A 26,835-nucleotide genomic window follows, 5' to 3' on the forward strand; every position below is an offset into this window, starting at 1 on the left:
ATGAGCGTGACCAGCCGCACGGCCGAGGAGGCCGAGGCCCTCGACGGCGTCGACGCGGCGCCCGGGGACGCCCCCGGCCAGGAGGTGTCGATCGCGAGCGCCCAGCCGAGGGCCTCCAACGGCCGGTTCATGCGCGTCGTGCACGCCCCGAGCCAGCCCGACGGCAGCGGGCTCCCCGGCGACCGCTTCCTCGACCGCGAGATCTCGTGGCTGCAGTTCAACGAGCGGGTGCTACAGCTCGCGGCGGACGACTCCGTCCCGCTGCTCGAGCGCGCCAGGTTCCTCGCCATCTTCACGTCCAACCTCGACGAGTTCTTCATGGTGCGGGTGGCCGGCCTCAAGCGCCGCATCGCCACTGGTCTGGCCGTGCGGTCCGCCTCGGGGCTGGAGCCCCGGGAGGTCCTGGAGCAGATCTCGCTCGTCGCCCACGAGCTGCAGGCCATGCAGAGCGAGGTCTACAAGGACAGGGTGCAGCCCGCCCTGGAGGACGAGGGCATCTCCGTGGTCCGCTGGGACGAGCTCAGCGACTCCGAGCGTGAGCTGCAGAGCCAGCTCTTCGCCGACCGCGTCTTCCCCGTGCTCACCCCGCTGGCGGTCGACCCGGCCCACCCGTTCCCCTACATCTCCGGCCTGTCGCTCAACCTCGCCGTCGTGCTGGTCAACCCCAAGACGGGCAAGGAGCACTTCGCCCGCGTCAAGGTGCCACCGCTGCTGCCGCGGCTGCTCCACATCGAGCCCGAGGCCGGCGACCCCGTCACCTCCGACCTGTTCTCCACGCGGTTCGTCCCGCTCGAGGACGTCATCGCGGCCCACCTCGACATGCTGTTCCCCGGGATGGAGGTGCAGGAGCACTTCACCTTCCGGGTCACCCGCAACGAGGACCTCGAGGTCGAGGAGGACGACGCCGAGAACATCCTCACCGCGCTGGAGCGGGAGCTCACCCGCCGCCGGTTCGGCCCGCCGGTGCGGCTCGAGGTCGACGAGACCATCGACGACCACGTGCTCGACATGCTGGTGCGCGAGCTGGGCGTGAGCGAGAGCGAGGTCTACCGGCTGCCCGCACCCCTCGACCTGCGCGGGCTCAACCTCATCGCCGACCTCGAGCGGTCCGACCTGCGCTACGAGCCCTTCCGGGGGCAGTCCCACCCCGACCTCTCGCCCGCAGAGAGCTCCAAGGCGGCCGACATCCTGTCGGTGGTGCGCGACAAGGACGTCCTCCTGCACCACCCGTACGACTCGTTCTCGACGTCGGTCCAGTCGTTCATCGAGCAGGCCGCCGCAGACCCCAACGTGCTCGCGATCAAGCAGACCCTCTACCGCACCAGTGGCGACTCCCCCATCATCGACGCCCTCATCGACGCCGCCGAGGCCGGCAAGCAGGTGCTGGCCATCGTCGAGATCAAGGCGCGCTTCGACGAGCAGAACAACATCTCCTGGGCCCGCAAGCTGGAGCACGCGGGGGTCCACGTGGTCTACGGCATCGTCGGGCTCAAGACCCACGCCAAGCTCTGCATGGTGGTCCGCCAGGAGAACGACGGCACCCTGCGGCGGTTCTGCCACATCGGCACCGGCAACTACAACGGCAAGACCGCCCGCATCTACGAGGACCTCGGCCTGCTGACGTCCGACCCCCAGGTCGGCGACGACCTGGCCCGGCTGTTCAACCAGCTGTCGGGGTTCGCGCCGCGCAGCAAGTTCAAGCGGCTCCTCGTGGCCCCGCGCTCGGTCCGCTCCGGCCTCGTCGACCGCATCGAGGCCGAGATGGACCACGCCGAGGCGGCCGAGGAGGCGCTCGTCCAGATCAAGGTCAACTCGATCGTCGACGAGCAGGTGATCGACGCGCTGTACCGCGCCTCGCAGGCAGGTGTGCAGGTCGACATCTGGGTGCGGGGGATCTGCGCCCTGCGACCCGGCGTCGAGGGCCTGTCGGACAACATCCGGGTGCGCTCGGTGCTCGGCCGCTTCCTGGAGCACTCCCGGGTCTTCCTCTTCGGCAACGCCGGCGAACCCGAGGTCTACATCGGCAGCGCCGACATGATGCACCGCAACCTCGACCGCAGGGTCGAGGCGCTGGTGCGGATCGCCGACCCGCGCCACGTCGAGGACCTGCAGGCGCTGCTGGCCCGCGGCATGAGCGACGAGTACGCCCACTGGGAGCTCGGCGGCGACGGACGCTGGACACGCGTCACCCTCGACGCCGACGGCACCCCCCTGCCGGACCTCCAGGCAGCGATGATCGAGGCCCACGCCAAGCGCCGCCGCAAGGCCCGCCGGCGTTGACCGCCCCGATCCCGGCGGCGGGCACCGTCCCGTGGCGCCGACGGCGAGGCCAGCTCGAGGTGGCGCTGGTCCACCGCCCGAAGTACGACGACTGGTCGTGGTCCAAGGGCAAGCTCGACCCCGGTGAGCCCTGGCCCGTCGCCGCGGTGCGGGAGACGCTCGAGGAGACGTCGCTCACGGTGGGCCTGGGCCGTCCCCTCCCCACCGCGGAGTACGTCGTCCTCGACGGTGACGGCGCCCCGGCGACCAAGACCGTGCACTACTGGGCGGCCGAGGCCACCGAGCCCGCGGGGCCCCTGCACAACGAGATCGACGAGGTCCGCTGGCTCGACGTGGTCGCCGCCTCCGACCGCCTCGACTACGCGCGCGACCGCGTCCAGCTGCGCGCGCTCGTGCGCGCCGACAAGGCAGGCACCCTGACGACCTGGCCCCTCGTCCTGGTGCGGCACGCCCGCGCCGTGGGCCGTGGCTCGTGGTCCGGCGAGGACCCACTGCGCCCGCTCGACCGGGTCGGCGAGCGCCGCGCCGTACTCCTCTCCTCGCTCTTCGGCGCCTACGGCGTGAAGCGGCTGGTCACCTCGCCGTCGGTGCGCTGCGCCCGGACCCTCGCGCCGTACGCCGCGGAGCGCGGCCTGCCGCTGCGCACCAAGGACGGGCTCAGCGAGGAGGGGTTCGCCGTCGACCCCAAGCGGGCGGTGCGCCACCTGCACCGGCTGCTGGAGCGGGGCACCCCGGCGGCCCTGTGCAGCCACGGCCCGGTGCTGCCCGACCTGCTCTCCACGCTGCTCGACCTCGTGCACCCGGGCGAGCCCGACGCCGCCACGGTCACGGCCAGCCTCGAGGCCGCCCGCGACGACGCCATGGGCAAGGGCGAGGCCCTGGTGGTCCACCTCGTCGGGCAGGCCGAGGAGGCCAGGGTCGTCGCCGTGGAGCGCCACCTGCCCTGAGCTGGGCGTTCGTCCAGCCGACAGGCCGTTGCTGACCGGCTGCTGACCCCCCGTTCACGTGGAACCCGCCCACGGGTCGGTGCGGCGCCCTCCAATGTCTGGCTGGTGTTCACCCTGCGTTCACCCACGACGGGCCGCGGCGTCATTCGCCCTGCCTACCTTCGCTGACGTCGGGCACCCACGCCCGCCACGAGTTTCCACCCGAGTTCCCTTGTTGAGAGGTTTGAACACCGTGAAGATCCAGCGTCTCGGCCTGCTGGCCAGCGTCGCCGTGGTCGGCTCCATCGCCCTGACGGCGTGCGGTTCCGACAACAACAACGGCACCGACGCCGCCGGCGGCTCGTCGAGCTCCAGCTCGTCCGACTGCCCCACGGGCACCCTGAACGCCGAGGGCTCCTCCGCCCAGAAGAACGCCATCGACGAGGCCATCTCGTCCTTCCAGGACAAGTGCTCCGGTGCGACGGTCAACTACAACCCGACCGGCTCCGGCGCCGGCATCAAGCAGTTCCTCGCCGGGCAGGTCGACTTCGCGGGCTCCGACTCGGCGCTGAAGACCACCGAGAAGGACGGCAAGGTCGAGGCCGACGAGGCCGCCAAGTACTGCGGCTCGCCCGCCTGGAACCTCCCCATGGTGACCGGCCCCATCGCCGTCGCCTACCACGTCAAGGGCGTCGACAAGCTCGTCCTGACTCCCGAGGTCATCGCCAACATCTTCAACGGCAAGGTCACCACCTGGAACGACGCCTCGATCGCCAAGATCAACTCCGGCGTCACCCTGCCGTCCGAGCCGATCAAGGTCTTCTTCCGCTCCGACGAGTCGGGCACCACCGAGAACTTCACCAAGTACCTCAACGGCGCGGCCCCCTCCGCGTGGACCGCCGAGCCCGGCAAGGCCTGGACCGGCAAGGGCGAGGGCAAGGAGAAGTCCGCCGGTGTCGCCGGTGCCGTGCAGTCCACCGAGGGCGGCATCACCTACGCCGAGTGGTCCTACGCCAAGGACAACAAGCTGGGCATCGCCCAGATCGACAACGGCGCGGGCCCGGTCGAGCTGACCGGTGAGACCGTCGGCAAGGCCATCGCCACCGCCAAGGCCGACGGCCAGGGCAACGACCTGCGCCTCAAGCTCGACTACGCCACCAAGGAGGCCGGGGCCTACCCGATCAACCTGGTGACCTACGAGATCGTCTGCTCCAAGAGCAAGGACGCGGCCAAGGCCAAGCTGGTCAAGGCCTTCCTCAAGAGCTTCGCCTCCGAGGAGACCCAGAAGTCCCTCGAGGAGATCGGCTACGCGCCGCTCCCCGACGAGGTCCGCACCAAGGTCGACGCGGCCATCGACGCCCTGTCCTGACCACCGAGCGTGCCGGGGGCCTGGTCCCAGACCCCCGGCACGCTGCTGTACCCCCCTCCCCAACCGCGATAGGCATCACGTGTCATCAGTGACCGGCGTATCCCTGGCCGACGAGACCCCCGGACCCCACGGCAGCGCACCGCTCAGCGGCGACGGTGCAGGGACCGGCCGCCTCGGCGACCGCCTGTTCGGCGGCGCCGCCAAGGGCGCGGGTCTGCTCGTCATCGCCCTCGTCACCCTCGTGGGCGTCTTCCTGCTGTGGCAGGCCATCCCGGCCCTGGCCCGCAACGACGCCAACTTCCTCACCTCCCGCGAGTGGTCCGTCGACGGAGCCCACCCACGGTTCGGGATCGTGGAGCTGCTCTGGACGACCGTCACGGTGAGCGCCATCGCGATGGTCATCGCGGTGCCCGTCGGTGTCGCGGTCGCCCTGTTCATCACGCAGTACGCGCCGACCTGGCTCTCCCGCCCGGCTGCCAGCCTCATCGACCTGCTCGCCGCCGTGCCGTCGATCGTCTACGGCATCTGGGGCCTGCGGACGTTCGGGCCGGTGTTCGAGCCCGTCCAGGGCTTCCTGCAGCACGCGCTCGGCTGGATACCGCTGTTCAGCGGCGCCGGCATCAGCGGAGGCAGCACGATCCTGTTCGTCGGCATCGTGCTCGCCATCATGGTGCTCCCCATCGTCACCGCCCTGTCGCGGGAGGTCTTCGCGCAGACGCCCGCCACCCACAAGGAGGGCGCGCTGGCGCTCGGCGCGACCCGGTGGGAGATGATCCGCACGGCGGTGCTCCCCTTCGGCAAGCCGGGCATCATCTCCGCCTCGATGCTCGGTCTCGGTCGCGCGCTCGGCGAGACCATCGCCGTGACCATCATCCTGTCCACGCTGCCCGACGGGTCCAAGTGGACCTGGTCGCTGCTCAACGGCGGCGAGACCTTCGCCTCGCGGATCGCCAACAACGCCGCGGAGTTCGACACCCCCCAGAAGGCCGGCGCCTTCATCGCGGCCGGGCTCGTGCTCTTCGTCCTGACCTTCGTGGTCAACGCGATCGCGCGCGTCGTGATCGAGCGCAGGAAGGCCTTCAGCGAATGACGACCTCGACCACCTCGTCCTTCCCCTCCTCCCCGACCGCCGGTGCGGGCACCGGGTCCGCGGCGACTGGTACGGCGGCCACGCCACCGTCCTCGCGCGGTACCGCCCCCACCGACCTCGGCCACAAGGCCCGCGGGCGCGCCGTCAAGGACCAGCTCGCGCGGGTGGTGATGTGGGCGGCGTTCCTGCTGGCCCTCGTCCCCCTGGTGTGGATCCTGTGGACCGTGACGTCCAAGGGCTACCACCTGCTCCTCGACGCCCAGTGGTGGACCAACTCCCAGCGCGGCATCACCTCCCGCCGCGTCGGCGGCGGCGCCGTCCACGCCATCCAGGGCACCCTCATCCAGGGCGTGACCACCGCGGTGATCTCCGTGCCGATCGGGATCCTGACCGCGATCTACCTCGTGGAGTACGGGCGCGGCCGGCTCGCGAAGGCCGTGTCCTTCATGGTCGACATCCTCACGGGCGTCCCCTCCATCGTCGCAGGCCTGTTCGTCTACGCGCTGTGGGTCACCACCTTCGGCCTGCAGCGGGTCGGCTTCGCGGTCTGCCTCGCCCTGGTGCTGCTCATGATCCCGGTCGTGGTGCGCTCGACCGAGGAGATGCTCAAGCTCGTGCCGAACGAGCTGCGCGAGGCCGCCTACGCCCTCGGCGTGCCGAAGTGGAAGACGATCATGAAGGTCGTGCTGCCCACCGCGTTCTCGGGCATCGTGACCGGCGTCCTGCTGGGCCTGGCGCGCGTCATGGGTGAGACCGCCCCGCTTCTCATCCTCGGCCCCTACACGAAGTCCATCGCGACGGACCTCTTCGGCGGCCTCATGCCCACCCTGCCGACGATGATCAACCAGGACCGTACGGAGGTCCTGCAGCCGGCGGTCGACCGCATGTGGGCCTCTGCGCTCACCCTGATCCTCATCGTGCTCCTGCTCAACCTCGCCGGCCGGGTGGTGGCCCGCTTCGGCTCCGTGAAGCGGTAGCGCAGCCCGCGCCGTACCGCGTCCCACCCCTCCTCGAACCGAACCTCCCTGCAAGCGAAGGACGAACAACCCTCATGGCCAAGCGAATCGACGTCAGCGACCTGAACGTCTACTACGGCGCGTTCAAGGCCGTCGAAGGCGTGACGATGACCGTGGAACCGCGCTCGGTGACGGCGTTCATCGGGCCGTCCGGCTGCGGCAAGTCGACGTTCCTGCGCACCCTCAACCGCATGCACGAGGTCACCCCCGGCGGCCGCGTCGAGGGCAAGGTCATGCTCGACGACCAGGACCTCTACGCCTCCAGCGTCGACCCGGTGGCCGTGCGCCGGACGGTCGGCATGGTGTTCCAGCGGCCCAACCCGTTCCCGACGATGTCCATCTACGACAACGTCGCCGCCGGCCTGCGCCTCAACGGTGTCAAGGGCCGGAAGAAGCTTGACGACGTCGTGGAGAAGTCGCTCCAGGGTGCCAACCTGTGGAAGGAGGTCAAGGACCGGCTGAACAAGCCCGGCGCCGGGCTCTCGGGCGGGCAGCAGCAGCGACTGTGCATCGCGCGCGCCATCGCCGTGGAGCCGCAGGTCCTCCTCATGGACGAGCCCTGCTCGGCCCTCGACCCGATCTCGACGCTGGCCATCGAGGACCTCATCGGCGAGCTGAAGAGCAAGTACACGATCGTCATCGTCACCCACAACATGCAGCAGGCGGCTCGCGTCTCGGACCGGACGGCGTTCTTCAACCTCGCCGCGACCGGCAAGCCGGGCAAGCTCATCGAGATCGACGACACCCAGCGCATCTTCAACAACCCCAGCGTCAAGGCCACCGAGGACTACATCTCCGGCCGCTTCGGCTGACCGTCCCCACCCCCACCCCCACCCCCTTCCCTTCCCCGACTTATTGCCCGGTGTCACCCGGCGAGGCGCCCCAGACCGTCCTTTCGGGTGCTCGACGGGCAATCAGTCAGGGGCAGGCGGTGGCAGCTGCAGCGAAGGTGGGCCGTGACGCGACCCGGGTCGGCTGACCTCGCGGCCGCGAACCACCTGGCCACGACGCTCCTCGGGCTGCGGACGATCTCGGTCGTGTCCCACCGCACCACCCGCAGTCCGAGCTCCCGGACCCGCGACTCGCGCTGGGCTGCCTGGACCACCCTCGCGGCAGCCGCGTCCTCGCCCCGCCCCAGCCCGTCGTCGAAGTCGCCGAGGTACTTCCCCCGGCCATCCGCCTCCCCGACGATGCCGAGCTCGGCCCAGGCGACGTCCACCCTCGCCACGAACTGTCCCCACTCGTCCAGCACGACCACCTGCGGGACACCCGGTGGGACGTCACGAGCGGCCATGGCACCGGCCGAGAACGACTCCAGCCACGACTCCCGCCGCCCGTCGAGCAGCGGTATGCCGATGCCGGCGCGAGCCACGCCGGGCCACCTCCGCTGCTGCTGCCGGACGTGCTGGATGTCCGCCACGGAGCCAGTTCCAGAGCGCAGCGCAGCGTCACCCACGCTGAGGCCCTGGGCCAGCCCGTCCTCGCGGAAGCAGTCGACCACGGTCCTGGCCACCGTCGTGACTGGCAGGCCCGCGACCAGCTCGACGTGCTGGAGTCCCGTGGTCCCCCGGTGCAGCTGCACCCACGACTCCGCGCGGCTGCTCCGGTCGTCGGCCGGCACGGTCATGCGCACGGGACCCAGGGCTCCGTACGGTGTCGGAAGGCCGTGCACCAGTGCTGCGCTGCGATGGCTGACCACCGCACGCGGTACCCGGCGCACCGCGGCGTGGACCAGCGCGAGGTGACGCTCGTCCGGCGACATCGCGGCCCACTGGCGGGTCGGCGCGTAGAGTCCCCGGGCCAGCCGGACGAGGTGGCCGCGGCGCAGCAGACCGCCCACCCGCCGGGCCGACCAGCCCGCGGCCACCGCCTCGTGTGCGAGGAACGGCGCGGCCAGATCTGGTAGCTCGTTCACGCAGACAGCGTGGGGGCGCCGAACCGGGGCCGGCGCCCACGTCGGTCAGCCCTGTGGACGAACGGACTCCTGCAGCCACCCGGTGGATTGCGACTTCTTGCCCGCCACGCACCGATTCCGGGCCGAAACGGGCCGCGGACGGTGCCTACCGGGCAATAAGTCGGGGAAGAAGGGGGAGGGAAAGGAGGGGGAGGGAAAGGAGGGGGGTCAGACGAAGAGGTGGATGATCCAGAAGCTGACGGCGGCGACGATGCCGGCTCCGGGGAACGTCAGCACCCAGGCGCCCACGATGTTGCCGGCCACACCCCAGCGGACCGCGGACAGCCGCTTGGTGGCGCCGACACCCATGATCGCGGAGGTGATCGTGTGGGTGGTCGAGATCGGTGCGCCGAACGCGAGGCCGGCGACGTAGAGGATCGACGCGGCGGTCGTCTCGGCGGCGAAGCCCTGCGGCGGGTCGAGGTGGATGATGCGCCGGCCGAGCGTGCGCATGATCCGCCAGCCACCGGCGTAGGTGCCGAGGGAGATGACGATCGCGGAGATGAGCAGCACCCACCACGGGACGCCGGAGCCGGTGTGGTAGCCACCGACGGTGAGGGCCAGCACGACGACACCGGCGGTCTTCGAGGCGTCCTGGAGGCCGTGGCCGAACGCCATGGCCGCTGCGGAGGCGGTCTGGGCGTAGCGGAAGCCACGCGAGACGCGCCCGGGCTGGGCCCCGCGGAACAGCCACATGATGGCCGTCATGACGAGGTAGCCGAGCAGGACGCCGACGATCGGCGACAGCACCATCGGGATGACGACCTTGTCGAAGATCCCCTGCCACTTCACGGTGGCACCGGCCGCGAGCGCCGCTCCACCCAGGCCGCCGATGAGGGCGTGGGAGGAGGACGAGGGCAGGCCGTACCACCAGGTGAGGAGGTTCCAGCCGATGGCGCCGATGAGGGCGGCGGCACAGATCGTGAGGCCCACCGAGCCGACAGGGGCGTCGATGATGCCCTTGCCGACAGTGTCAGCGACCTTCTTGCCGAAGAACGCGCCGAACAGGTTGGCGACGGCAGCCATCGCGAGGGCGACACGGGGCGTCAGCGCACGCGTCGAGACCGAGGTCGCGATGGCGTTGGCCGCGTCGTGGAAACCGTTGGTGTAGTTGAACCCCATCGCCAGCGCGATGACGATTCCGACCGGAAGCCATTCCATGGGAGGGCTCAGGACTCCTTGACCGCGATGCTCTCGACCTTGTGCGCGACGGCCTCGAAGGCGTCGGCGGCGGCCTCGAGCTCCTCGATGACCTCCTTGAGCTTCATCACGGTGATGGCGTCGGTGCCGTACTCGCCGTTGAAGAGCGCCGCCAGCAGGCCGCGGTAGATCTGGTCGGCCTGGTTCTCGAGGCGGTTGATCTCGATCCAGTACTCGGAGAGGTCCTTCATCGAGCGCAGCCGCGGCATGGCCTCGGCGGTGAGCTCGGACATCCGCGACAGGACCTCGACCTGGTCGGACACGCCGGCCGGGAGGTCACCGATGCGGTAGAGCACGATCAGGTCGACCGCCGCGTCCATGAGGTCCATGCAGTCGTCCAGCGTGGACGCCAGGCCGTGGATGTCCTCGCGGTCGAACGGGGTGATGAACGAGCTGTTGACCTTGCGGATGATCTCGTGGGTGGCCTCGTCGGCACCGTGCTCGATCTCGCGCATACGGGTCGCGACGGCCTCGCGCTCGTGGTGGGCGACCCCGAGGATCGTGGTCAGCTCACGGGAGCCGTCGATGAGGTACGAAGCGGACTTGGCGAACAGGTCGTAGAAGCTGTTCTCCTGGGGGGTGAGGCGAAAGCCCACGGTTCTCTCCGGTCATACGGGGGGATGGCCGGGGATGATGCTACGGGCAAGTCGGCTCGAAAGCGCAACCCGGTGGGGGTCGGGTGTTCACCCGGTGTTTCAGGCGTTGAGGCGCCGGGTCGACCGGTGGGGGCGTTCGGTCAGCGCAACCGGGGCGTCGCTGTGGGCGCGCTGGATGCCCAGGGCGTGGTCGATCTCGTCGTCGGTGAGAGGTCGTTCGCTGGCGGAGGCGGCGACCACGAGGTCACCGACGAGCTCGATCTCGTCCTGGAGCGCGTCGTCGGTGAGCTCTGCACCGGCGTGCGGGTCCGTGGTCATGGGAAAACGCTAACGGAGCGGAGACCCGATCGCGTCACCAGTTTGCGATGTCTTGACCAGCGACACGCACGAACCACCCGTATGGGTCATGTCGACACCATCAGGACTAGTCACTTTCACCTATGCCCGATGATGTGCGCATGGGACTCGGGTCCGACGGCAGCGTCGACAGCGGTGTCGCCGATGGTGTCGACGGCGGTGCCCTCGGCGCCGCCGGTGGGCCGACCGAGGTCGAGGACCGTGGGTCCTTCAGCCACGGCGTGTGCCGCGTGTGCGGCTGGCTGGGCCCGGGGCGCCGCGCGCGCCGCACCTCGCACCGGGACGCTGCCGACCACGCCGGGAACTGCCCGGGCGCGCCGCAGCGCACCGACCCCTGAGCGGTCCAGCCGCGTGGGCCCGAAGATGCGCGCCGGGCTGGGAGCGCCTCACGGCGCGTGGCCGCTCGTAGCGGCTTCAGTTGGGACCCGGGGCTACCGCAGCCCGGCGCACACCAGACTCTAACCCCGGTCGCCCCGACTCTGTTCCCCCGTTCGGCCCCTTGTGGACGAGCGGGAGGGGTGTCGGGCAGCCCGGGGCCGGGAGCCCGTCAGCGCAGCTCTCCGGTCCGCCACAGGCCCGCGCAGGCCTCGAGGTCGCCCGCCGTCGACAGCATCGACGCGGCCCGCTGCGTCTGGCGCCCTGCGGCGTCGCGGTCCTGGGTGTCGGTGGTGTGGGCGCGGTCGGCCCGTCCGGCGGCCACGACACGACAGAAGGCGGCAGCACGCTGCAGGGCCACGGCGAGGTCACCCTCGAAGACGCCCCGCAGGATCGCGTCGGTGAGCTGGCGCAGCTCGGTGGGCCCCGGGGGCTCCGCCACCCCGGCCACGACGTGGTTGACGTCGGTGAACCGCATGCCGGAGGCGTAGTCGGCCGCGGCCTCCTCGGGGCTGCGCTGCACCCACTCGCGCAACGCGTAGAGGCGCCACAGCGCGCCGGGCAGGCTGCGCGCCGGCCGGTCGGCCCACAGCTCGGCCACGGTCGAGAGCCCGAGGTCGTCGACGAGGGCGACGAGGCGGGCAGTGACCTGCGGGTCGTCGGAGGCACGCCCGGTACCCACGAGCACCGCGGCCGTCTCGTGGGCGACCTCCGTCACCTCGGCCGGGTCGGGCACGGTGCCGCCCTGCGACTCCATGGCGGCAGGGCTGAAGAACGCAGGTCGACGCGGGCCGGGACGTCCGCTGGGCTCGTTTCTCATCGCCCCCAGTGTCCCAGCCCCCGGCGCCGTCCGCGCGGGACCGGGGACCGGGGACGTGGCGGCGTACGGGCGCGGCGTCAGCGATGGACCTCCCGGGGCACCTGGGCGCTCGAGGCGACGGTGAACGCCGCATACGCGCACAGGGCGCGTTCGCGCAGCCGGCGTGGTGCCGCGGTCCAGGCCCCGGCCAGCTCCGCCTTCTCCTTCTCGCGCTGCGCCGAGGGCGCCCACAGCTCGGGGCTCGGGGCCGGGCTGGCACCGCCGTAGGTGACCGCGCCGCCGAGGACGCGTCGGGAGGCCTTCAGCTCGTCGTGGCTGACCAGGCCCGACTCGAAGCCGAGCACGACCGGCGACAGCGACGGCCGGGCCCGCACCAGCTCGGCGCACTCCTCGCGCATGTCGGCGTCGAGCGAGGGGGCGGCGAAGGAGGTGCCGAAGCGCCCGTTCAGGCGGCGGACGACCCCGGCGAGGCCGTGGGTCGACTCCGGGAGGTCGCTGACCACCATGGCGTCGCGGTGTGGCAGCAGCTGTTCGTAGAAGCGGGCGTACGCGAGCATCGCGTCCCTCAGGTCGACGTTGGGCTCGCGCACCAGCTGGGAGAGCACGGCTCCCCGCGGCTCCCTGACCACCGTCAGGGTGGGCAGGCCCCTGCGCACCGCCTCGACGACCTGCGCGCTGGCGTGCAGGTGGTGGGCGAGACGTACGGGGCGGGGCTGCGCGAGCTGGAAGGCGTAGACGACGAAGGTGCTCGCGCAGCGGGTGTAGCCGTCGATGACGAGCTCGGTGTCGCGCCCGACGACCTCCGGGCTGGGCCCGGGGTAGCGGCGGCGTGCCAGCGGGAGGTAGAGGGCGGGGCTCTCGGACAGGTAGGTGCGGGCGAGGTGGCGCACGCGTCGGGCGGGTGAGGTGCTGGGCGGTCGGCCCATCACAGGCTCCTCTCGAGCTCCCTGGTGGGGAGCAGGTCGGCGAGGAGGTCCAGGTAGACCGCCTCCTGGTGTTCCCACGCCACGGTGTCGACCACACGACGACGACCGTCCTCCCCCGACGCGGCACGCAGCTCGCTGTCGGTGAGCAGGCGGTGCACCGCCTCGGCGAACGCCGGCACGTCCCCGGGCTCCGCGTAGAGGCCGCCGGAGCCGCCGAGGGACCTCGTCTGGGGCAGGTCGAACGCGACGAAGGGGAGCCCGCACGCCATGTACTCCATGACCTTGACCGGGCTCACGACGGCCTCGAGGTTGGGCTCGAGGCCCACGTCGGCGGCGGCCAGCTGCGCGAAGACGTCCTCCTCGTCCAGCCATCCGGTGAAGCAGACGTTCGCGCCGATGTCGAGGTCCACTGCGAGCCGTTGGAGTGCCGGCCGCTGGTCGCCGTCACCGACCAGGACCGCCGTCAGGGCGGTGCGGCCGCGGTCGTGGACGAGGTGGGCCACCGCCCGCAGCGCCAGCTCGACGCTGTCCTGCGGCCCCATGACGCCCACCCAGCAGCAGCTGCCGCCGGCCGCGTCGACGTCCCGGTGGCGGTCGCGCGTCGCCGGTCGCACCCGGGCGAGGTGGGGGCCGTTGCCCACCACCGTGATCCGGTCCTCGGGGATGCCCCCGCGGTCACGGATGACGGCGCGGCACGACTCGTTGACGGTCACCACGTGGTCGGCGGTCCGGAAGCTCGCCCGCTCGCACGCGAGCAGGACCCGGTGCACGAGGCTGCCGTGGCCTCCGAACCGCGCGAGGTAGACCTCCGGGGCGAGGTCGCGCTGGTCGAGGACGATGACGGCCCCCATCCACCGGAAGGGCACCGCGAGGGGCGCGTAGACGTCCGGCATGCCTGAGACCTGGACCAGCGCGAACGGGCGCAGCAGCCACGCCCGCCACATGAGCACGGCGGCCGCCACCCACGAGTACGCGTACTCCCACACGAAGGCGAGCCGCCCGTCGGCGTCGCGCGGCGCCGGGTAGTCCAGCACGCGCACGCCAGGGAGCCGGCGGTTCCCCGGGTCGCGGCGGCAGACCACGGTGACCTCGTACCCCGCGGCCACCAGTGACGCAGCCTGCTTGCGGAGCCGGTGGTCGTGGGCGAGGGAGACGTTCTCCACGACGAGCAGGACGTGCGCACCCCTCCCGCTGTGCGGCCGCCTCACACCAGTCCCTCGTTGCCGCTGGGTGTCGGTGTCATCGTCCGGCCGTCGACCGAGGAGTCGCCCCGCACGCGCTGCACCCACGTCGGCAGGCCCGCGCTGCGCAGGCTGCTGCGATGGGTCAGGACCGAGCAGACGGGCCCTTTGGAGAAGTTCTTGGCCAGCCGGTGGGCCTCCCGGACGGTGCGCCGGTCGGAGAGCTCGGTGTCGACCACCAGCACCGCCACGTCGCACTGCTGCACGGTGTCGAGGGTGGCTGCCGACTTGGTCACGGGGGCCGCCTGGACGATGACGAGGTCGTGCGTCTTCATCAGCCGGTGGTAGCCGATCGCGGCCGCACCGGCGCCGTCGGAGGACACCTCGACCGGGGTCTTCGCCCACGCGAGCAGCTCCTGCGCCTCCTCGACGTCCTGCGTCTCGGGGACGACGACGACGGAGTGCCCGGCCTCGGCGGCGGCGGCCGCGAGGTTGGCTGCCACCACGTCGCGGGCGGCGAGGTCGATGTTGCCGGCACAGGTGACCACGAGCGTCCCGGGCCCCTCTGGGTGGCCGAGGCCGAGCAGGTGGGTGGCCAGGAACCGGTAGGACTCGGCGACCGACGAGTGCGGGTGCTCCGCCACGACCAGCCTCTCCGAGCCGTGCAGCCGTGGACGCGGGATGACGGCCAGGACCGGGGAGAGGGTGAGCTCGACGAGCTCGCTCGGGCCGCGGACGTGGTGGTCCCACCGGTCCCAGGCCGCGGCGAGCGCGGTGCCGAGGGCGAGGCCGAGGACGAGCGCCACGGCGAGGTGCAACGGGTGGTCGGGCCCGGACGGCGCCGTCGGGATCGTGGCGGGGGTGATCACCTCGACCGACCGGGGCACCGTCGCGTCCGGGGCCTTCGACCGCACGTCGACGTAGGTCTCGGAGAACACCCGGGCACGACGTGCCGCCTCGGCCGGGGTGGCGGCGGTGGCCTCGAACTCGAGGACGTGCGTGTCGACGGGCACGGAGACGGTCACGCCCTGGACGGCCTGCGCCTGGGTGAGGTCCAACGCCTGCGCTGCGGGCTCGGTGACCGCACCCGAGAGTGCGACCGCCTTCTCCGTCCCCATGTCCGGCAACGGGGGTACGCCGCCCGAGGGCAGGAGCTTGGACTCCACCACGACCCGCGCCACCGACGTGTAGGCGTCGGGCTGGGCGTAGCTCGCCGCCGCCGCCCCGACCGTGACGAGCGCGGCAAACGCGAGGATCAGCTTGAGGTGCGCGCGCAGGAAGCCGCGGGCGAAGCCCGGGGTGTCCTGGAGCTCGCGCGGTACGGACGTGGTCATGCGGTCACGGCTCCCTCGGTCGTCATGGTGTCGGGTGCGTTCTCGGGTCCGCCCGCCGGCCACCGGGCCAGCGCCGCGAGGATGAACAACGTGTCGCCCGACCCGCGGTAGGTCAGGTGGGGGTCGAAGAGCATGAGGACCGCCATGACGACGATGCCCACGAGGAAGCCGAGGGCGGCCGCGCCCACGGCGTCGGGCCGCCACCGCGCCAGCAGGAAGCTGTGGCGCACCGAGGCCTGGACGAACCAGCCGAAGGCGAACAGGAGCGGGAGCCCACCGCCCCAGAGCAGCCACGTGTAGCCGCTCTCGATCCACACGTACCCCGTGGCTTGGCTCGACACCACGACCCGGGCGCTGGGACGGACCCCGAGCAGGAAGTTGGCCTGGTCGAGAAGCTGCGGCCAGAAGTAGCTGTTGAGGTTGCGCAGCCGACCGACCCAGCTGACCGGGATGCCGGACGTGCCCTGGAAGCCGGACAGCCTGGTGGAGATGACCGGCCAGGCGACGACGGCCACCACGGCGACGAGGGGCAGGGCGAGCAGCAGGAGGCGGGGCCTGCGGATCACGTAGGCGAGCAGGCAGGCCGCGATGACCAGCCCGAGGGCACTGGAGAACTCGCCGGCCGAGACGGCCGCCATCATCATGCACAGGGACGCCCCGGTGAGGACGAGCGCGTGGCGGGCCCTGCGGGCGATCAACCCGACCACCAGGGCGAGGTTGCAGATCATGAGGTCCGCGACGGCCGCCGGCAGCGCGAGGGTCGAGCCGCCCCGGGGGTTGGCGAGGGCGCCGACGTTGCCGTTCGGCAGGAAGTACCCCGCCAGCAGCGCGCGCACGTGCAGGAGGTCGAGGGCCTGGGCGATCGCGATCGTCCCCACGAGAACTGCCACACCGATGGACAGGTAGAGGCAGCGGCGGACCTCCTCGACCGTGCGGATGCTGGCCCGCACGATGAGGTAGACGGAGCCGAGCTTCCAGAGCACGAGGGCGTAGAGGAGGTCGTCGGTGGCGATCGGCCGCTGCCGCACCGCCATCCACGCGAGCGGCAGCACCGAGCTCGCGACCGCCATGGCGAGCAGCCCCCACTCGACCTGGCTGAGCCTGAGGGTGGGTCGCCGCCCGGCCCGGGCCCCCAGCAGCGCCCGCGTCGCGAGTGCTCCCCCGACCACTGCCGCCAGGGCCTCGTTGGGCCGCAGCAGCGGGATGGCCGAGCCGCGGTCGATGCCCGCCGTCAGCGGGGTCACGACGATGAGCGAGTAGGCGGCCAGGGCGGGCTTCGCGACCACGAGGGCCGCCAGGGCGCCCACGAGGACGAGGCCCAGCGCGATGAGGGGTTGCCGGGTGCTCAGCCAGATGGCGGCCGGTGCGGCGAGGACCGCGGCGGTGGTGGTGGGGCCGATCGCGGGGTGGACGGTGATGGCTGTGCGTCCCTGGAGGACCGCGGCCCGGCCGGCGCCACTCACGACGGGCCGCCCTGCGGGAGCGCGCGGCGGCGGACGCCGGCGAGGAGCGCGAGCTCCGGTGCGCCCAGCAGCCTGGACACCGCCCAGTACGCAGCGACTCCGGTGACCGAGGAGAGCACGACCGCTGCCGCCGTGCCGACCCGTCCCTCCCACGACGTCACGGCGTGCGCGACCAGCCACACCGGCACCGCCATGGCCGCGGTGGCGGCACCGGTGCGGGCCACGGACGGCACGAGCCGCACCGGTCCGCGCTGGACCCGGCCCGCGAGCATGGCCCCCATGCACAGCGCGCCGACGAGGGTGCCCGCGCTGTACGAGGCGCCGAGGCCGACCAGCAGGCGGGCGCCGTCGAGGAAGTGGAGGGACGCACCGACGCCGGTGAGGCAGACGGCCACCTGGACGGCCGCGGCGAGAAGTGGCGTGCGGGTGTCGCGGCGGGCGTAGAAGGCGTAGCTGCACATGCTGAACACCGCCTGGCCGACCACCGCGGCCGCCAGGGCCCCGAGCGACGACGCGATCACCCTCACCCCGTCGTCCTCAGCCATCCGGCCCACGGCCACGAACCGGGCCAGCGCCGGCGACAGCAGGAGGCAGCCGACCGCGGCGGGCACGGCCACGAACAGCGCCAGCCCGAGCGAACGCGTGAAGGTGTCGTGGAAGCTCTCGTGCTCCCCACGGCTGAACGCCCTCGAGAGCCACGGCAGCGACCCCAGCGCCAGTGGCGTCACGGCCACGGCGACGACCAGGTAGACGAAGCTCAGCGCCATCTGGAACCCGACCACGCCACCGCGGGCACCGTTGGCCGCGGCGAGCAGGGCCACGACCTGGAGCGCGAGCACCCCGGCCTGTCCGAGGGACGGCATGGCGCGGCGGATGATGGTCCGCACCTCGGGGTCCCTCCAGCCGGCCCTGGGCAGCAGGACGACACCGACGCGGCGTGCTCCCCACCACTGCACGGCCGCGTGCACGGCCACCGCACCGGTGGTGCCGAGGCCGAGGAGCAACAGCTCGCCGAGCTGCACCGGTCCCCCCGACTCGTGGGGGTAGGTCACCGCGGTCACGCCCAGCACGGCGATGATGCCGACGTTCTCCAGGGCCGGCGCGGCCGCCGCCAGGCCGAAGCGCTGGTGCGCGTTCATCGTCGCCGTGGCCGTCCCGACGACGGCGTAGCAGAAGACCTGCGGGGCGAACATGAGGAAGAGCAGCCGCGCCATACCGACCTGACCGCCCCCCAGCCCCGCCTGCCCGGGAGGGGCAGTGGTGCCGAGCAGCTGGGGCGCCGCCAGGACGGCGAGGGGCACGACCACGGCCAGGGCCACCGCCGTGGCCCCGAGGAACCCCCCGGCCAGCCGTTCGCAGGCGCGGCGGTCTGCCGCGTCGGCGTGGTGGACCAGTGCGGGCACGAGCAGCGACGGGAAGAGGGACCCGGCGAGCAGCCCGTAGTAGATGAGGTTGGGCAGCGCGTTGGTGAACTGGAACGTGTTGCCGAGGACGGTCGGCCCGAGGACCGCGCCGATGGCCGCGATGCGGAGCAGCCCGGTGACCCGGCTGACCAGCGTCCACCCGGCCACGGTCACGCTGTCGGCTGCGGCCACCGACACGTCGGTGGCCGCAGGCTCCAGGTGCTCTCGTCCTCCGTCGGCCGCCACGGGCGGACGCTCGACGCTGGTCACCCCGCATCACCCACCCGGAGCACCGTGCGCACCGTCAGCAGCAGCAGGCGCAGGTCGAGCAGGAACCCGCACCGCCGCACGTACTGCAGGTCGAGCTCGAGCGCCTGACGCATCGTGAGCGTGCTGCGACCGCTGGTCTGCCAGAGCCCCGTCATCCCGGGCGGGACGGAGAAGCGGTCGTCGTACTCACCGCGCAACAGCTCCCGCTCCCAGGGCAGGACGGGGCGGGGGCCGACGAGCGACATGTCGCCACGCAGCACGTTGAACAGCTGGGGGAGCTCGTCGATGCTGGTGCGCCGCAACAGCTTTCCGAGCGACGTCAGCCGGGGGTCGTCGTCGAGCTTGAAGACGGGCGTGGCCGGGGTGGCGACCGCCGTGTCCTCCTCGAGCAGCCGCTTGACGTACTCGCGGTGCAGGACGTCGCTGCACCCCGTCTTCATCGTGCGGAACTTCACCATCGTGAACGGCCGGCCGTCCCGCCCGACCCGGGTCTGGCGAAACAGTGCGGGCCCGGTCGAACCCGCCCGCACGAGCAGGGCCACCAGGGCGAGGAGCGGGGACAGCAGGACGAGGAGGACGGCTGCGCCCACGAGGTCGAGGACGCGCTTCGCGACGGTGTAGCCGAGCCGCTGGCGGCGGGCCACGGCACGGCTCGTCACCCTGCCCCTGGTCATCGGTTCCACTCCCCTGCCCCCTCGTCCGCAGCCCTCAGCGCAGGACCGCGGCCACGGACTCGCACACGTGGCTCACCTGGTCCGGGGTGAGGTGGGGGAACATCGGAAGGGACAGGATCTCGCTCGCAGCGGACTCGGCGACCGGCAGCGGTCCGCGCGAGTACGCGGCGTACGGCTCCTGCAGGTGGCAGGGCACGGGGTAGTGGATCCCGGTGTCGATGCCCCGCAGGGCCAGGCCGTCGACCGCTTCCTGGCGCCGTTCGGTCCGCACGACCGCGAGGTGGTGGACGCTCGGCGTCGCGGGCGTCTCCTCGACCATCGTCACGACGTCGGCGGGGAGCTGCTCGCGGTAGGCCGCCGCGTGGGCGCGACGCGCCCGGGTCCACCCGTCGAGGTGCCGGAGCTTCACGGACAGGATCCCGGCCTGGAGGGCGTCGAGCCTGCTGTTCACCCCGACGTGGTCGTGCAGGTAGCGGTCGGACAGCGCGCGCCCGTGGTCGCGCAGGGACCGCAGCCGGGCCGCCATCTCGGGGTCGGAGGTGGTGACCGCGCCGCCGTCACCGAACGCGCCGAGGTTCTTGCCCGGGTAGAAGGAGAAGCTCCCGGCCGCCCCGACGGACCCTGCCCGGCTGCCGTCGTGGAAGGCGCCGTGCGCCTGGGCGGCGTCCTCGACGAGGGCCACCCCGGCACGCTGCGCGACCTCCGTCAGCCGGTCCATGTCCGCCATCTGCCCGAACAGGTGCACGGGCACGACGGCGGCCGTACGCGGCGTGATGGCCGCCTCCACCTGCGCCGGGTCGACGAGCAACGTGTCCGGGAGGACGTCGACGAAGACCGGCACGGCCCCGGCCAGGACGACCGCCTCGGCCGTGGCGATGAAGGTGTTGGCGGGCACCACGACCTCGTCCCCCCGTCCGATGCCGAGGGCCCGCAGGATGAGGTGCAGCGAGTCGGTGCCGTTGCCCACCGACACTGCGAAGTCGGTGCCGCAGTATGCAGCCCACTCGCGCTCGAAGGCCTCGACCACGTCGCCGCCGATGAAGCGATGGCTGTCGAGCAGCTCCCTCCACACCGCGTCCAGCTCCGGGCGCACCTCGGCCGTCTGCATCGCCAGGTCGGCGAACGGGACCCGCAGCGAGACGTCGGTGTCGTCGACCGCGGTCACAGGGCGCTGCCGATCAGCGACACGCTCTCCTCGGGATCCGGTCCGGGTCGCGACCCCTCTGGACGGAGCTCGTCGAGCGCCACCGGGCGCCGCTCCCGTAGGGAGATCTGCAGCGCCTCCAGCACCTCGACGACCGCGAGCCCGTTGAGACCGTTGGTCGAGGGTCGCCCACCGGTGAGGATGCAGTCGATGAAGTGCTTGTCCTGCACGAGCAGCGGCTCCTCGAAGTCGAGGTAGGGCACCGTGATGTCGCCGTAGCGGTACGCCATCGGCGGCTGGGTGAGGTCCTGGTCGTCCACCGGCGGGGTGACGCCCCGGTCGAAGACCCGGATCCGCTCGTCCACCGCGAGGTCGTCGTACACGGCCATCTTCCGGCTGCCCACGACGGTGACCCGCCGCACCTTGCACGGGTCGAGCCAGCTGACGTGGATGTTGGCCGTGAGGTTGAGCTCGGGGTACGAGAGGCGCAGGTAGGCCATGTCCTCCAGCCGGCGGTGGGCGTGGCACGCAGCCCAGGCCTCGACCGACGCGGGCGCCGACCCGAGCAGGTTGATGATGATCGAGATGTCATGGGGCGCAAGGTCGAAGATGACGTTGACGTCGCTCTGGTACAGCCCGAGGTTCAGCCGCGCGGTGTCGATGTTGTAGAGGTCGCCGAGGTCGCCCTGCAGGATCAGCTGGCGCAGCTTGGCGACGGCGGCGTTGTGCTCGAAGGTGTGCCCCACCATCAGGGTCACCCCGGCCTCGGTCGCAGCCTCGACCAACCGGCGGCCGTCCGCGCTCGTGGTCGCCATCGGCTTCTCCACGAGGACGTGCTTGCCGGCCGCGATGGCGGCCAGGGCGAGTGGTGCGTGTGTGGTGGGCGGCGTCGCGAGGACGACCGCGTCGACCTCCGGCAGCGCGGACGGGAGGTCCTCGAACGTGCGCGCGCCCGGCATCCCGCGCAACAACGACGCCGTGCGGTCGGACCGGCCGTCGATGAGGACGACCTCCCCGACCTGGGCGAGCGACTGCATCACCCGGACGTGCTTGGAACCCCAGTACCCGCACCCGACGATGCCGACGCGAATCCCTTGTGACGTTGCCATCCCTGCTCCTCTGGTCGTCGCCTCACAGCGAGGCGTCCCCCGATCACGTTCACCATGGCCCGCTTCCGGGATCAGCACTCCACCAATGCGGATGAACTCCGACTCACCCCATGGGAGTAGTCCCGGGTGAGTCGCGGGACTAGGACGCCGGGCGATATGGGACGACATGGCCATGACGCGCCCATCAGCACTACTCCATTCGTCGCATCCGTTGGGGCGCAATGGAATGAGGCCCCTCGCATGGAGCGCGCCCTACGCTGCGAACGCCCTGGTCGTCCGCGACCGGTGCTGTCCACGACGACTCAGCCGGAGTCGTCAGGAGCGCAAGGGACTCACAGTGGCTGTACGGCGAGCAGGTTCCGTCCTCAGGTCCGGTGGAGATGCCGGACCCCGCAGCAGTGGAGTGCGCAGGCGCGGGTGGAGCCGGCGCCGCTGGTTCCGCAGCGTGGCACTCACCGGCGCGGTCGCGATGGCACTCCCGGCACTGTCCGCCACCCCGGTGGCCGCGGTGTCCGCCGTCAAGGTCTCACTGGTGTTCGACAACGGGTCGGTCACGCACTACACCCTCGGCTACCAACAGGCACTGCAGCCGCACGGCGCCAAGGCGACGTTCCTCGTCAACTCCGGCACCGTCGGCGGCGGTGCCAACTTCATGAGCTGGGCCCAGCTCGGCACCCTGGCCGGCGCCGGCCTCGACATCGGCGGCAAGACGGTCAACGCCACCAACCTCACCACCGACCCCAACCCCACGGCACAGGTGTGCAACGACCGCGCGGCCCTGCTGCAGCACGGGATCACCCCGGTCGCGTTCGGCTACCCGGGGGGCACCAACAACGCCACCGTGAAGGCGGTCGTCAAGAGCTGCGGCTACGGCAACGCCCGCACCGCCGGCGGCCTCTCGGCCACGGGAGCCACCTACGCCGAGGCCCTCCCGCCGGTCGACTGGTTCGCGACACGGGCCTACGCGCCCTCGGCGGTCACGCTGGCCAACATGAAGTCCCTCGTGACCGGTGCCGCGAACGGCAACGGCGCCTGGAGCCAGATCGTCATCGGTCGCATCTGCGACCAGACCCTCGACCCGGCCAACTACACGAGCTGCAGCGCCTCCAGCGGCCACATCGAGCTGTCGGACCTCAACGCCTTCCTCGACTGGATGGCCACCGCCGGGCAGGCGGGTGGCGCCCCGACCGGCGCCGTCCTCGACACCGTGCGCTCCGTCCTGTCCTCCAGCGACACCGCAGCCCCCGTCACGACGATCGCCTGCAACGACGCGGCCTGCGCCACGACGCCGTACACCGGCGTGGTCACGGTCAAGCTCTCCCCCACGGACGTCGGCTCGGGCGTCGCCAGCACCCACTACACGACCGACGGCACCGAGCCCAGCCTGTCGAGCCCGCTCTACACGGCGCCCTTCGCCGTCAACGGCGCAGCCACGTCCACGACCGTGAAGTTCGCGACGTGGGACTACGCAGGCAACCAGGAGGCGACCAGGACCCAGGTGATCGAGGCACCGACCGACTCGGTGGCCCCGACCACCACGATCTCCTGCAACTCCGCCGCGTGCAGCAGCACGTCCTACGTCGCCTCGGTCACGATCGCCCTGGCGGCGACCGACACCGGTGGTTCCGGCGTCGACAAGACCTACGTGACGACCGACGGCTCGACGCCCACGACCGCGAGCCCCGTCTACTCGGCGCCCCTCCAGCTCGGACCGGGCAGCTACGACGTCAAGTACTTCTCCACCGACAAGGCCGGCAACGCCGAGGCCGTGAACACCCGGTCGGTGCGCGTCGTCCCCGTCACCACGAAGATCGCGCTCACCTTCGACAACGGCACCGTCAGCCAGTACACCCTCGGCTGGACCAAGGCCCTGAAGCCCCACAGCGCCCAGGCGACCTTCTTCGTCAACTCCGGCACGATCGGCGCCTCCGCCAACACCATGACGTGGACCCAGGTCGGCGCCCTCGACACCGACGGCCAGGACGTCGGTGGCAAGTCGGTGAACGCCACCAACCTCACGACCGACCCCGACCCGACCACCCAGGTGTGCACGGACAGGGCCAACCTCGTGCAGCACGGCTTGAAGCCGGTCGCCTTCGCCTACCCCGGCGGTGCCTTCAGCACGACGGTCAAGGACATCGTGAAGAACTGCGGCTACGGCAGCGGGCGCACGGCGGGCTCCGTCTCACCCGCGGGCCCGACCTGGGCCGAGACGCTGCCGCCCAGGGACTGGTACGCGACGCGCGCCTACGCCCCGACCGGGCAGGTGACCCTCGCGAACCTCCAGGCCCTGGTGAACGGTGCGGCCACGCACGGCGGCGGCCTCAGCCAGGTCGTCATCGGCCGGGTGTGCGACCAGGCCCTCGAGCCCACGCCGTACGCGGCGTGCACCGCCTCCGCCGGGTGGGTCCAGCTCTCCGACCTCAATGCCTTCCTCGACTGGATGGGGAACGCCGGCACCTCCGGTGGTGCCCCCGCCGGGGCCGTCCTCACCACGGTGCGCGCCGCGGCGACCGCCGCCGACACGACGGCGCCCGCGACCACGATCGCCTGCAACGGCGCCCCCTGCTCGTCGACGGCGTACACCAGCACCGTGTCGGTGACCCTCGCCGCCACGGACAGCGGCTCGGCGGTGTCGAGCACCCACTACACGACGGACGGCACCGACCCCTCGCTGACGAGCCCCACCTACTCGGCGCCGCTCAAGCTCACGTCGGACACGACCGTGAAGTTCCGCTCGTGGGACAACGCCGGCAACGTCGAGGCGACCGGGACGCAGGCCGTCCCCGTCTCCCTCGCGCCGGACTCGACCCCACCGACGACGACCATCGCGTGCAACGGATCGCCGTGCGTCTCAACGGGATACAACGGCAGTACGAGCCTCACGCTGACGGCCGACGACGGTAGCGGCTGGGGCGTCGACAAGACCTACTACACGACCGAAGGGTCCACACCCAGCACCTCCAGCGCGGTGTACGGCAGCCCCGTCGTACTCTCCACCCCCGCGACGTACACCGTGAAGTACTTCTCGACCGACCTGGCCGGCAACACCGAACCGGTGAACACCGTCACGGTGGTGGTCCTGGCCCCCAAGACGATGGTGTCGCTGACCTTCGACGACGGCCTGAAGTCGCAGTACGACCTGGCCTTCCGCAAGGCCCTGCAGCCGCGCAACATGCACGGCACCTTCTACGACGTGAGCGGCCTGCAGGACGTCGACCCGCAGCACATGACGTGGCCGGAGCTGACTGCGCTCAACAACGGGGGCAACGAGATCGGTGGCCACACCGCCCACCACACCAACCTCAAGACCACGACCGACATGGCCACGAAGATCAAGGAGGTCTGCGACGACCGCCAGGCCCTGATCGCCCACGGCTTCTACCCGACGAGCTTCGCCTACCCCGAGGGCGCCTACGACGCGACCGCCGAGTCCATCGTGCAGAACTGCGGCTACTCCACGGCCCGCGCGGCCGGTGGCATCGACGTGGCCGGCACCGGCGCCGGACCGGTCTACAGCGAGACCGTCCCGCCGAAGGACATGTTCGCGACCCGAACCGTCTACGACCCGCCCTCGGGCAACCCGCCGAACCTGCCGCCGATCAGCCTCGCCCACCTCCAGGCCTCGGTCATCGCGGCATCGCAGCACGGTGGCGGCTGGGTGCCCCTCGTGTTCCACCAGGTCTGCTCGCAGGCCTACGACCCCGACAACTACGCCGGCTGCATCAGCGACTACGGCCCCATCGAGCTCGACACGCTCACGGCGTTCCTCGACTGGCTCGACGCGGCTGGGCAGAGCGGCGGCGCCCCCGACCGGACCATGGTCCAGACCGTGTCGCAGGTCCTCACCGGACCGGACCAGCTCAACCCGACCACGCAGCTCACCTGTGACGGCACACCGTGCACCAGCACGACGTACCACGGCTCGGTGACGGTCGACGTCCGCGCGACCGACCCCGGCGGCTCGGGTGTCAAGGCCACCTACTACACGACCGACGGCTCGACGCCGACGAGCTCGAGCCCGGCGTTCACCCGGTCGGTCACCATCGCCCAGGACACGACCTTCTCGTACTTCTCGGTCGACAACTCCGGCAACACCGAACCCGTGCAGACCACGCTCGTCCAGATGCAGCCCAACGCCGACCCGGTGATCGGTGCCGCAGGTGACATCGCCTGCGACCCGGCGGCTCCGGCGTTCAACTCGGGCCTGGGCACCGACACCGACTGCCGCGCGTCCCACACCGTCGGGCTCCTCGGTGGGGTGGACGCGGTGCTCCCGCTCGGCGACATCCAGTACGAGTGCGGGTCCCCCTCCGCCTTCGAGCAGTCCTACGACCCGACCTGGGGGCAGAAGAAGTCGATCACCCACCCGGTGCCCGGCGACAAGGACTACTCGACCACCGGTGGTGCGGGCTGCCCGACCACCCCGGGAGCCGGCTACTACTCCTACTTCGGGAGCTCGGCAGGCGACCCGTCCAAGGGCTACTACAGCTACAACCTGGGGACCTGGCACGTCGTGGCCCTCAACACCGCGCCCTGCCCGGACAACGCGGCCACCTGCGCCGCGGGGTCCGCCCAGGACACCTGGCTGCAGCAGGACCTGGCCGCCAACGCGTCCTCGTGCACCCTCGCGTACTACCAGAACCCGCGCTGGGCCTCGACGGAGTCGGGCTCCGGTGGGGACCCGACCTTCCAGGCCCTGTGGAACACGCTCTACAAGGGCGGGGCCGACGTGGTCCTCAACGGTGACTCCCACTGGTACGAGCGGTTCGCGCCGCTCAACGCTGCCGGCGCCAAGGACACCACCTACGGCATGCGCGAGTTCATCGTCGGCACGGGAGGCGCCGGCCTCAGCAACCCCGGCGCCCAGCAGCCGACGAGCGAGGCCCTCAACGCCCAGACGCACGGCGTTATCCGGATGACGCTGCGCAACGGTTCCTACGACTGGTCGTTCGTCCCCGACGAGGGCACGTTCACCGACTCCGGCACCGGCGGCTGCCATGCGGCGCCGCCCGGTCCGGACACGGTGGCGCCCATCACGACGATCGCCTGCAACGGGGTGGCCTGTGGCACGGGCCCGTACGCGCCTGGGGTCGCCGTGACGCTCACCAGCACCGACAACACCGGGGGCTCCGGCGTCGCCAGCACCAGGTACACCCTGGACGGCACCGACCCCACCACGAGCAGCACCCTGTACACGGCAGCAGTGCCACTGTCGACGACGACCACGGTGAAGTACAGGTCCTGGGACGTCGCAGGGAACGCGGAGGTCACGAAGTCCCAGCTGGTCTCGGTGGACAACGCCGCACCCGTGACCTCGATGCTGTGCAACGGCAACCCCTGCGTGG

The 26,835-nt window shown here is 71.5% G+C and carries 21 protein-coding genes; 8 read left to right on the plus strand and 13 right to left on the minus strand.

What is annotated here, in order from left to right; genetic code table 11:
• The 6 genes from ABEA42_RS04725 (at position 1) to pstB (ending at position 7,493) form a co-directional block, all read left to right on the plus strand.
• A complete protein-coding gene (locus tag ABEA42_RS04725) occupies positions 1–2,280 on the plus strand; it encodes an RNA degradosome polyphosphate kinase (protein ID WP_345501513.1) in 2,280 nt (759 codons plus the stop codon).
• Positions 2,277–3,227: an NUDIX hydrolase gene (locus ABEA42_RS04730; protein WP_345501514.1), complete on the plus strand. Its 951-nt coding sequence runs from the start codon at positions 2,277–2,279 to the stop codon at positions 3,225–3,227. The genes ABEA42_RS04725 and ABEA42_RS04730 overlap by 4 nt, the downstream gene beginning before the upstream one ends.
• 232 nt (positions 3,228–3,459) lie before the next feature.
• Positions 3,460–4,575 carry a phosphate ABC transporter substrate-binding protein PstS gene (pstS, locus tag ABEA42_RS04735; protein WP_345501516.1) on the plus strand — a complete coding sequence of 372 codons (1,116 nt, stop codon included), beginning with the start codon at positions 3,460–3,462 and terminating at the stop codon, positions 4,573–4,575.
• A gap of 79 nt (positions 4,576–4,654) precedes the next feature.
• Positions 4,655–5,665, plus strand: a complete 1,011-nt coding sequence (gene pstC, locus ABEA42_RS04740) for a phosphate ABC transporter permease subunit PstC (RefSeq protein ID WP_345501517.1) — start codon at positions 4,655–4,657, stop codon at positions 5,663–5,665.
• Entirely contained in the window at positions 5,662–6,642 is a 981-nt protein-coding gene (gene pstA, locus ABEA42_RS04745) for a phosphate ABC transporter permease PstA (protein WP_345501518.1), read from the plus strand. Before pstC ends, pstA begins: the two co-directional genes overlap by 4 nt.
• A gap of 74 nt (positions 6,643–6,716) precedes the next feature.
• A complete protein-coding gene (gene pstB, locus ABEA42_RS04750) occupies positions 6,717–7,493 on the plus strand; it encodes a phosphate ABC transporter ATP-binding protein PstB (protein WP_345501519.1) in 777 nt (258 codons plus the stop codon).
• A 53-nt stretch (positions 7,494–7,546) separates the two neighbouring features.
• On the opposite strand, the gene ABEA42_RS04755 is transcribed toward pstB, so the two are convergent.
• The 4 genes from ABEA42_RS04755 to ABEA42_RS04770 all read right to left on the minus strand — a co-directional run bounded on the left by ABEA42_RS04755 (position 7,547) and on the right by ABEA42_RS04770 (position 10,749).
• Positions 7,547–8,596: a hypothetical protein gene (locus ABEA42_RS04755; RefSeq protein ID WP_345501520.1), complete on the minus strand. Its 1,050-nt coding sequence runs from the start codon at positions 8,594–8,596 to the stop codon at positions 7,547–7,549.
• Between the two features lie 207 nt (positions 8,597–8,803).
• The gene (locus tag ABEA42_RS04760; RefSeq protein WP_345501522.1) at positions 8,804–9,796 is read right to left on the minus strand and encodes an inorganic phosphate transporter; all 993 of its coding nucleotides are present in this window, start codon (positions 9,794–9,796) and stop codon (positions 8,804–8,806) included.
• 8 nt (positions 9,797–9,804) lie between these two features.
• On the minus strand, positions 9,805–10,431 hold the full coding sequence (locus tag ABEA42_RS04765) for a DUF47 domain-containing protein (protein WP_345501524.1): 627 nt from the start codon (positions 10,429–10,431) through the stop codon (positions 9,805–9,807).
• 99 nt (positions 10,432–10,530) lie between these two features.
• A complete protein-coding gene (locus ABEA42_RS04770) occupies positions 10,531–10,749 on the minus strand; it encodes a hypothetical protein (protein ID WP_345501525.1) in 219 nt (72 codons plus the stop codon).
• 140 nt (positions 10,750–10,889) lie between these two features.
• Between ABEA42_RS04770 and ABEA42_RS04775 the strand changes: the two genes are divergently transcribed.
• A complete protein-coding gene (locus ABEA42_RS04775; RefSeq protein WP_345501526.1) occupies positions 10,890–11,126 on the plus strand; it encodes a hypothetical protein in 237 nt (78 codons plus the stop codon).
• Positions 11,127–11,335: 209 nt separating this feature from the next.
• Here the strand turns inward: ABEA42_RS04775 and ABEA42_RS04780 are convergent, their stop codons facing one another.
• The 9 genes from ABEA42_RS04780 to ABEA42_RS04820 all read right to left on the minus strand — a co-directional run bounded on the left by ABEA42_RS04780 (position 11,336) and on the right by ABEA42_RS04820 (position 21,487).
• Positions 11,336–11,983, minus strand: coding sequence for a hypothetical protein (locus ABEA42_RS04780; RefSeq protein ID WP_345501527.1), 648 nt, complete (start codon positions 11,981–11,983; stop codon positions 11,336–11,338).
• 77 nt (positions 11,984–12,060) lie between these two features.
• Positions 12,061–12,909, minus strand: a complete 849-nt coding sequence (locus ABEA42_RS04785) for a hypothetical protein (RefSeq protein ID WP_345501528.1) — start codon at positions 12,907–12,909, stop codon at positions 12,061–12,063.
• Positions 12,909–14,117: a glycosyltransferase family 4 protein gene (locus ABEA42_RS04790; protein WP_345501530.1), complete on the minus strand. Its 1,209-nt coding sequence runs from the start codon at positions 14,115–14,117 to the stop codon at positions 12,909–12,911. The genes ABEA42_RS04785 and ABEA42_RS04790 overlap by 1 nt, the downstream gene beginning before the upstream one ends.
• Positions 14,114–15,424: a Wzz/FepE/Etk N-terminal domain-containing protein gene (locus ABEA42_RS04795; protein ID WP_345501531.1), complete on the minus strand. Its 1,311-nt coding sequence runs from the start codon at positions 15,422–15,424 to the stop codon at positions 14,114–14,116. The genes ABEA42_RS04790 and ABEA42_RS04795 overlap by 4 nt, the downstream gene beginning before the upstream one ends.
• Positions 15,421–16,887 carry a hypothetical protein gene (locus ABEA42_RS04800; protein WP_345501532.1) on the minus strand — a complete coding sequence of 489 codons (1,467 nt, stop codon included), beginning with the start codon at positions 16,885–16,887 and terminating at the stop codon, positions 15,421–15,423. The genes ABEA42_RS04795 and ABEA42_RS04800 overlap by 4 nt, the downstream gene beginning before the upstream one ends.
• Positions 16,884–18,536: a murein biosynthesis integral membrane protein MurJ gene (murJ, locus tag ABEA42_RS04805; protein WP_345501533.1), complete on the minus strand. Its 1,653-nt coding sequence runs from the start codon at positions 18,534–18,536 to the stop codon at positions 16,884–16,886. The genes ABEA42_RS04800 and murJ overlap by 4 nt, the downstream gene beginning before the upstream one ends.
• Before the next feature lie 20 nt (positions 18,537–18,556).
• Positions 18,557–19,234 (minus strand): sugar transferase, encoded by a 678-nt coding sequence (locus ABEA42_RS04810; protein ID WP_345501534.1) that lies wholly within the window; start codon positions 19,232–19,234, stop codon positions 18,557–18,559.
• Positions 19,235–19,268: 34 nt separating this feature from the next.
• Positions 19,269–20,399 (minus strand): DegT/DnrJ/EryC1/StrS family aminotransferase, encoded by a 1,131-nt coding sequence (locus ABEA42_RS04815; protein WP_345501535.1) that lies wholly within the window; start codon positions 20,397–20,399, stop codon positions 19,269–19,271.
• Entirely contained in the window at positions 20,396–21,487 is a 1,092-nt protein-coding gene (locus ABEA42_RS04820) for a Gfo/Idh/MocA family protein (RefSeq protein WP_345501536.1), read from the minus strand. The genes ABEA42_RS04815 and ABEA42_RS04820 overlap by 4 nt, the downstream gene beginning before the upstream one ends.
• 445 nt (positions 21,488–21,932) lie before the next feature.
• On the opposite strand from ABEA42_RS04820, the gene ABEA42_RS04825 reads away from it, so the two are divergent.
• The coding region (locus ABEA42_RS04825; RefSeq protein ID WP_345501537.1) for a chitobiase/beta-hexosaminidase C-terminal domain-containing protein at positions 21,933–26,835 on the plus strand (4,903 nt) is incomplete at its 3' end.

Source organism: Pedococcus ginsenosidimutans, from assembly GCF_039544395.1.
Classification (GTDB): Bacteria; Actinomycetota; Actinomycetes; order Actinomycetales; family Dermatophilaceae; genus Pedococcus; species Pedococcus ginsenosidimutans.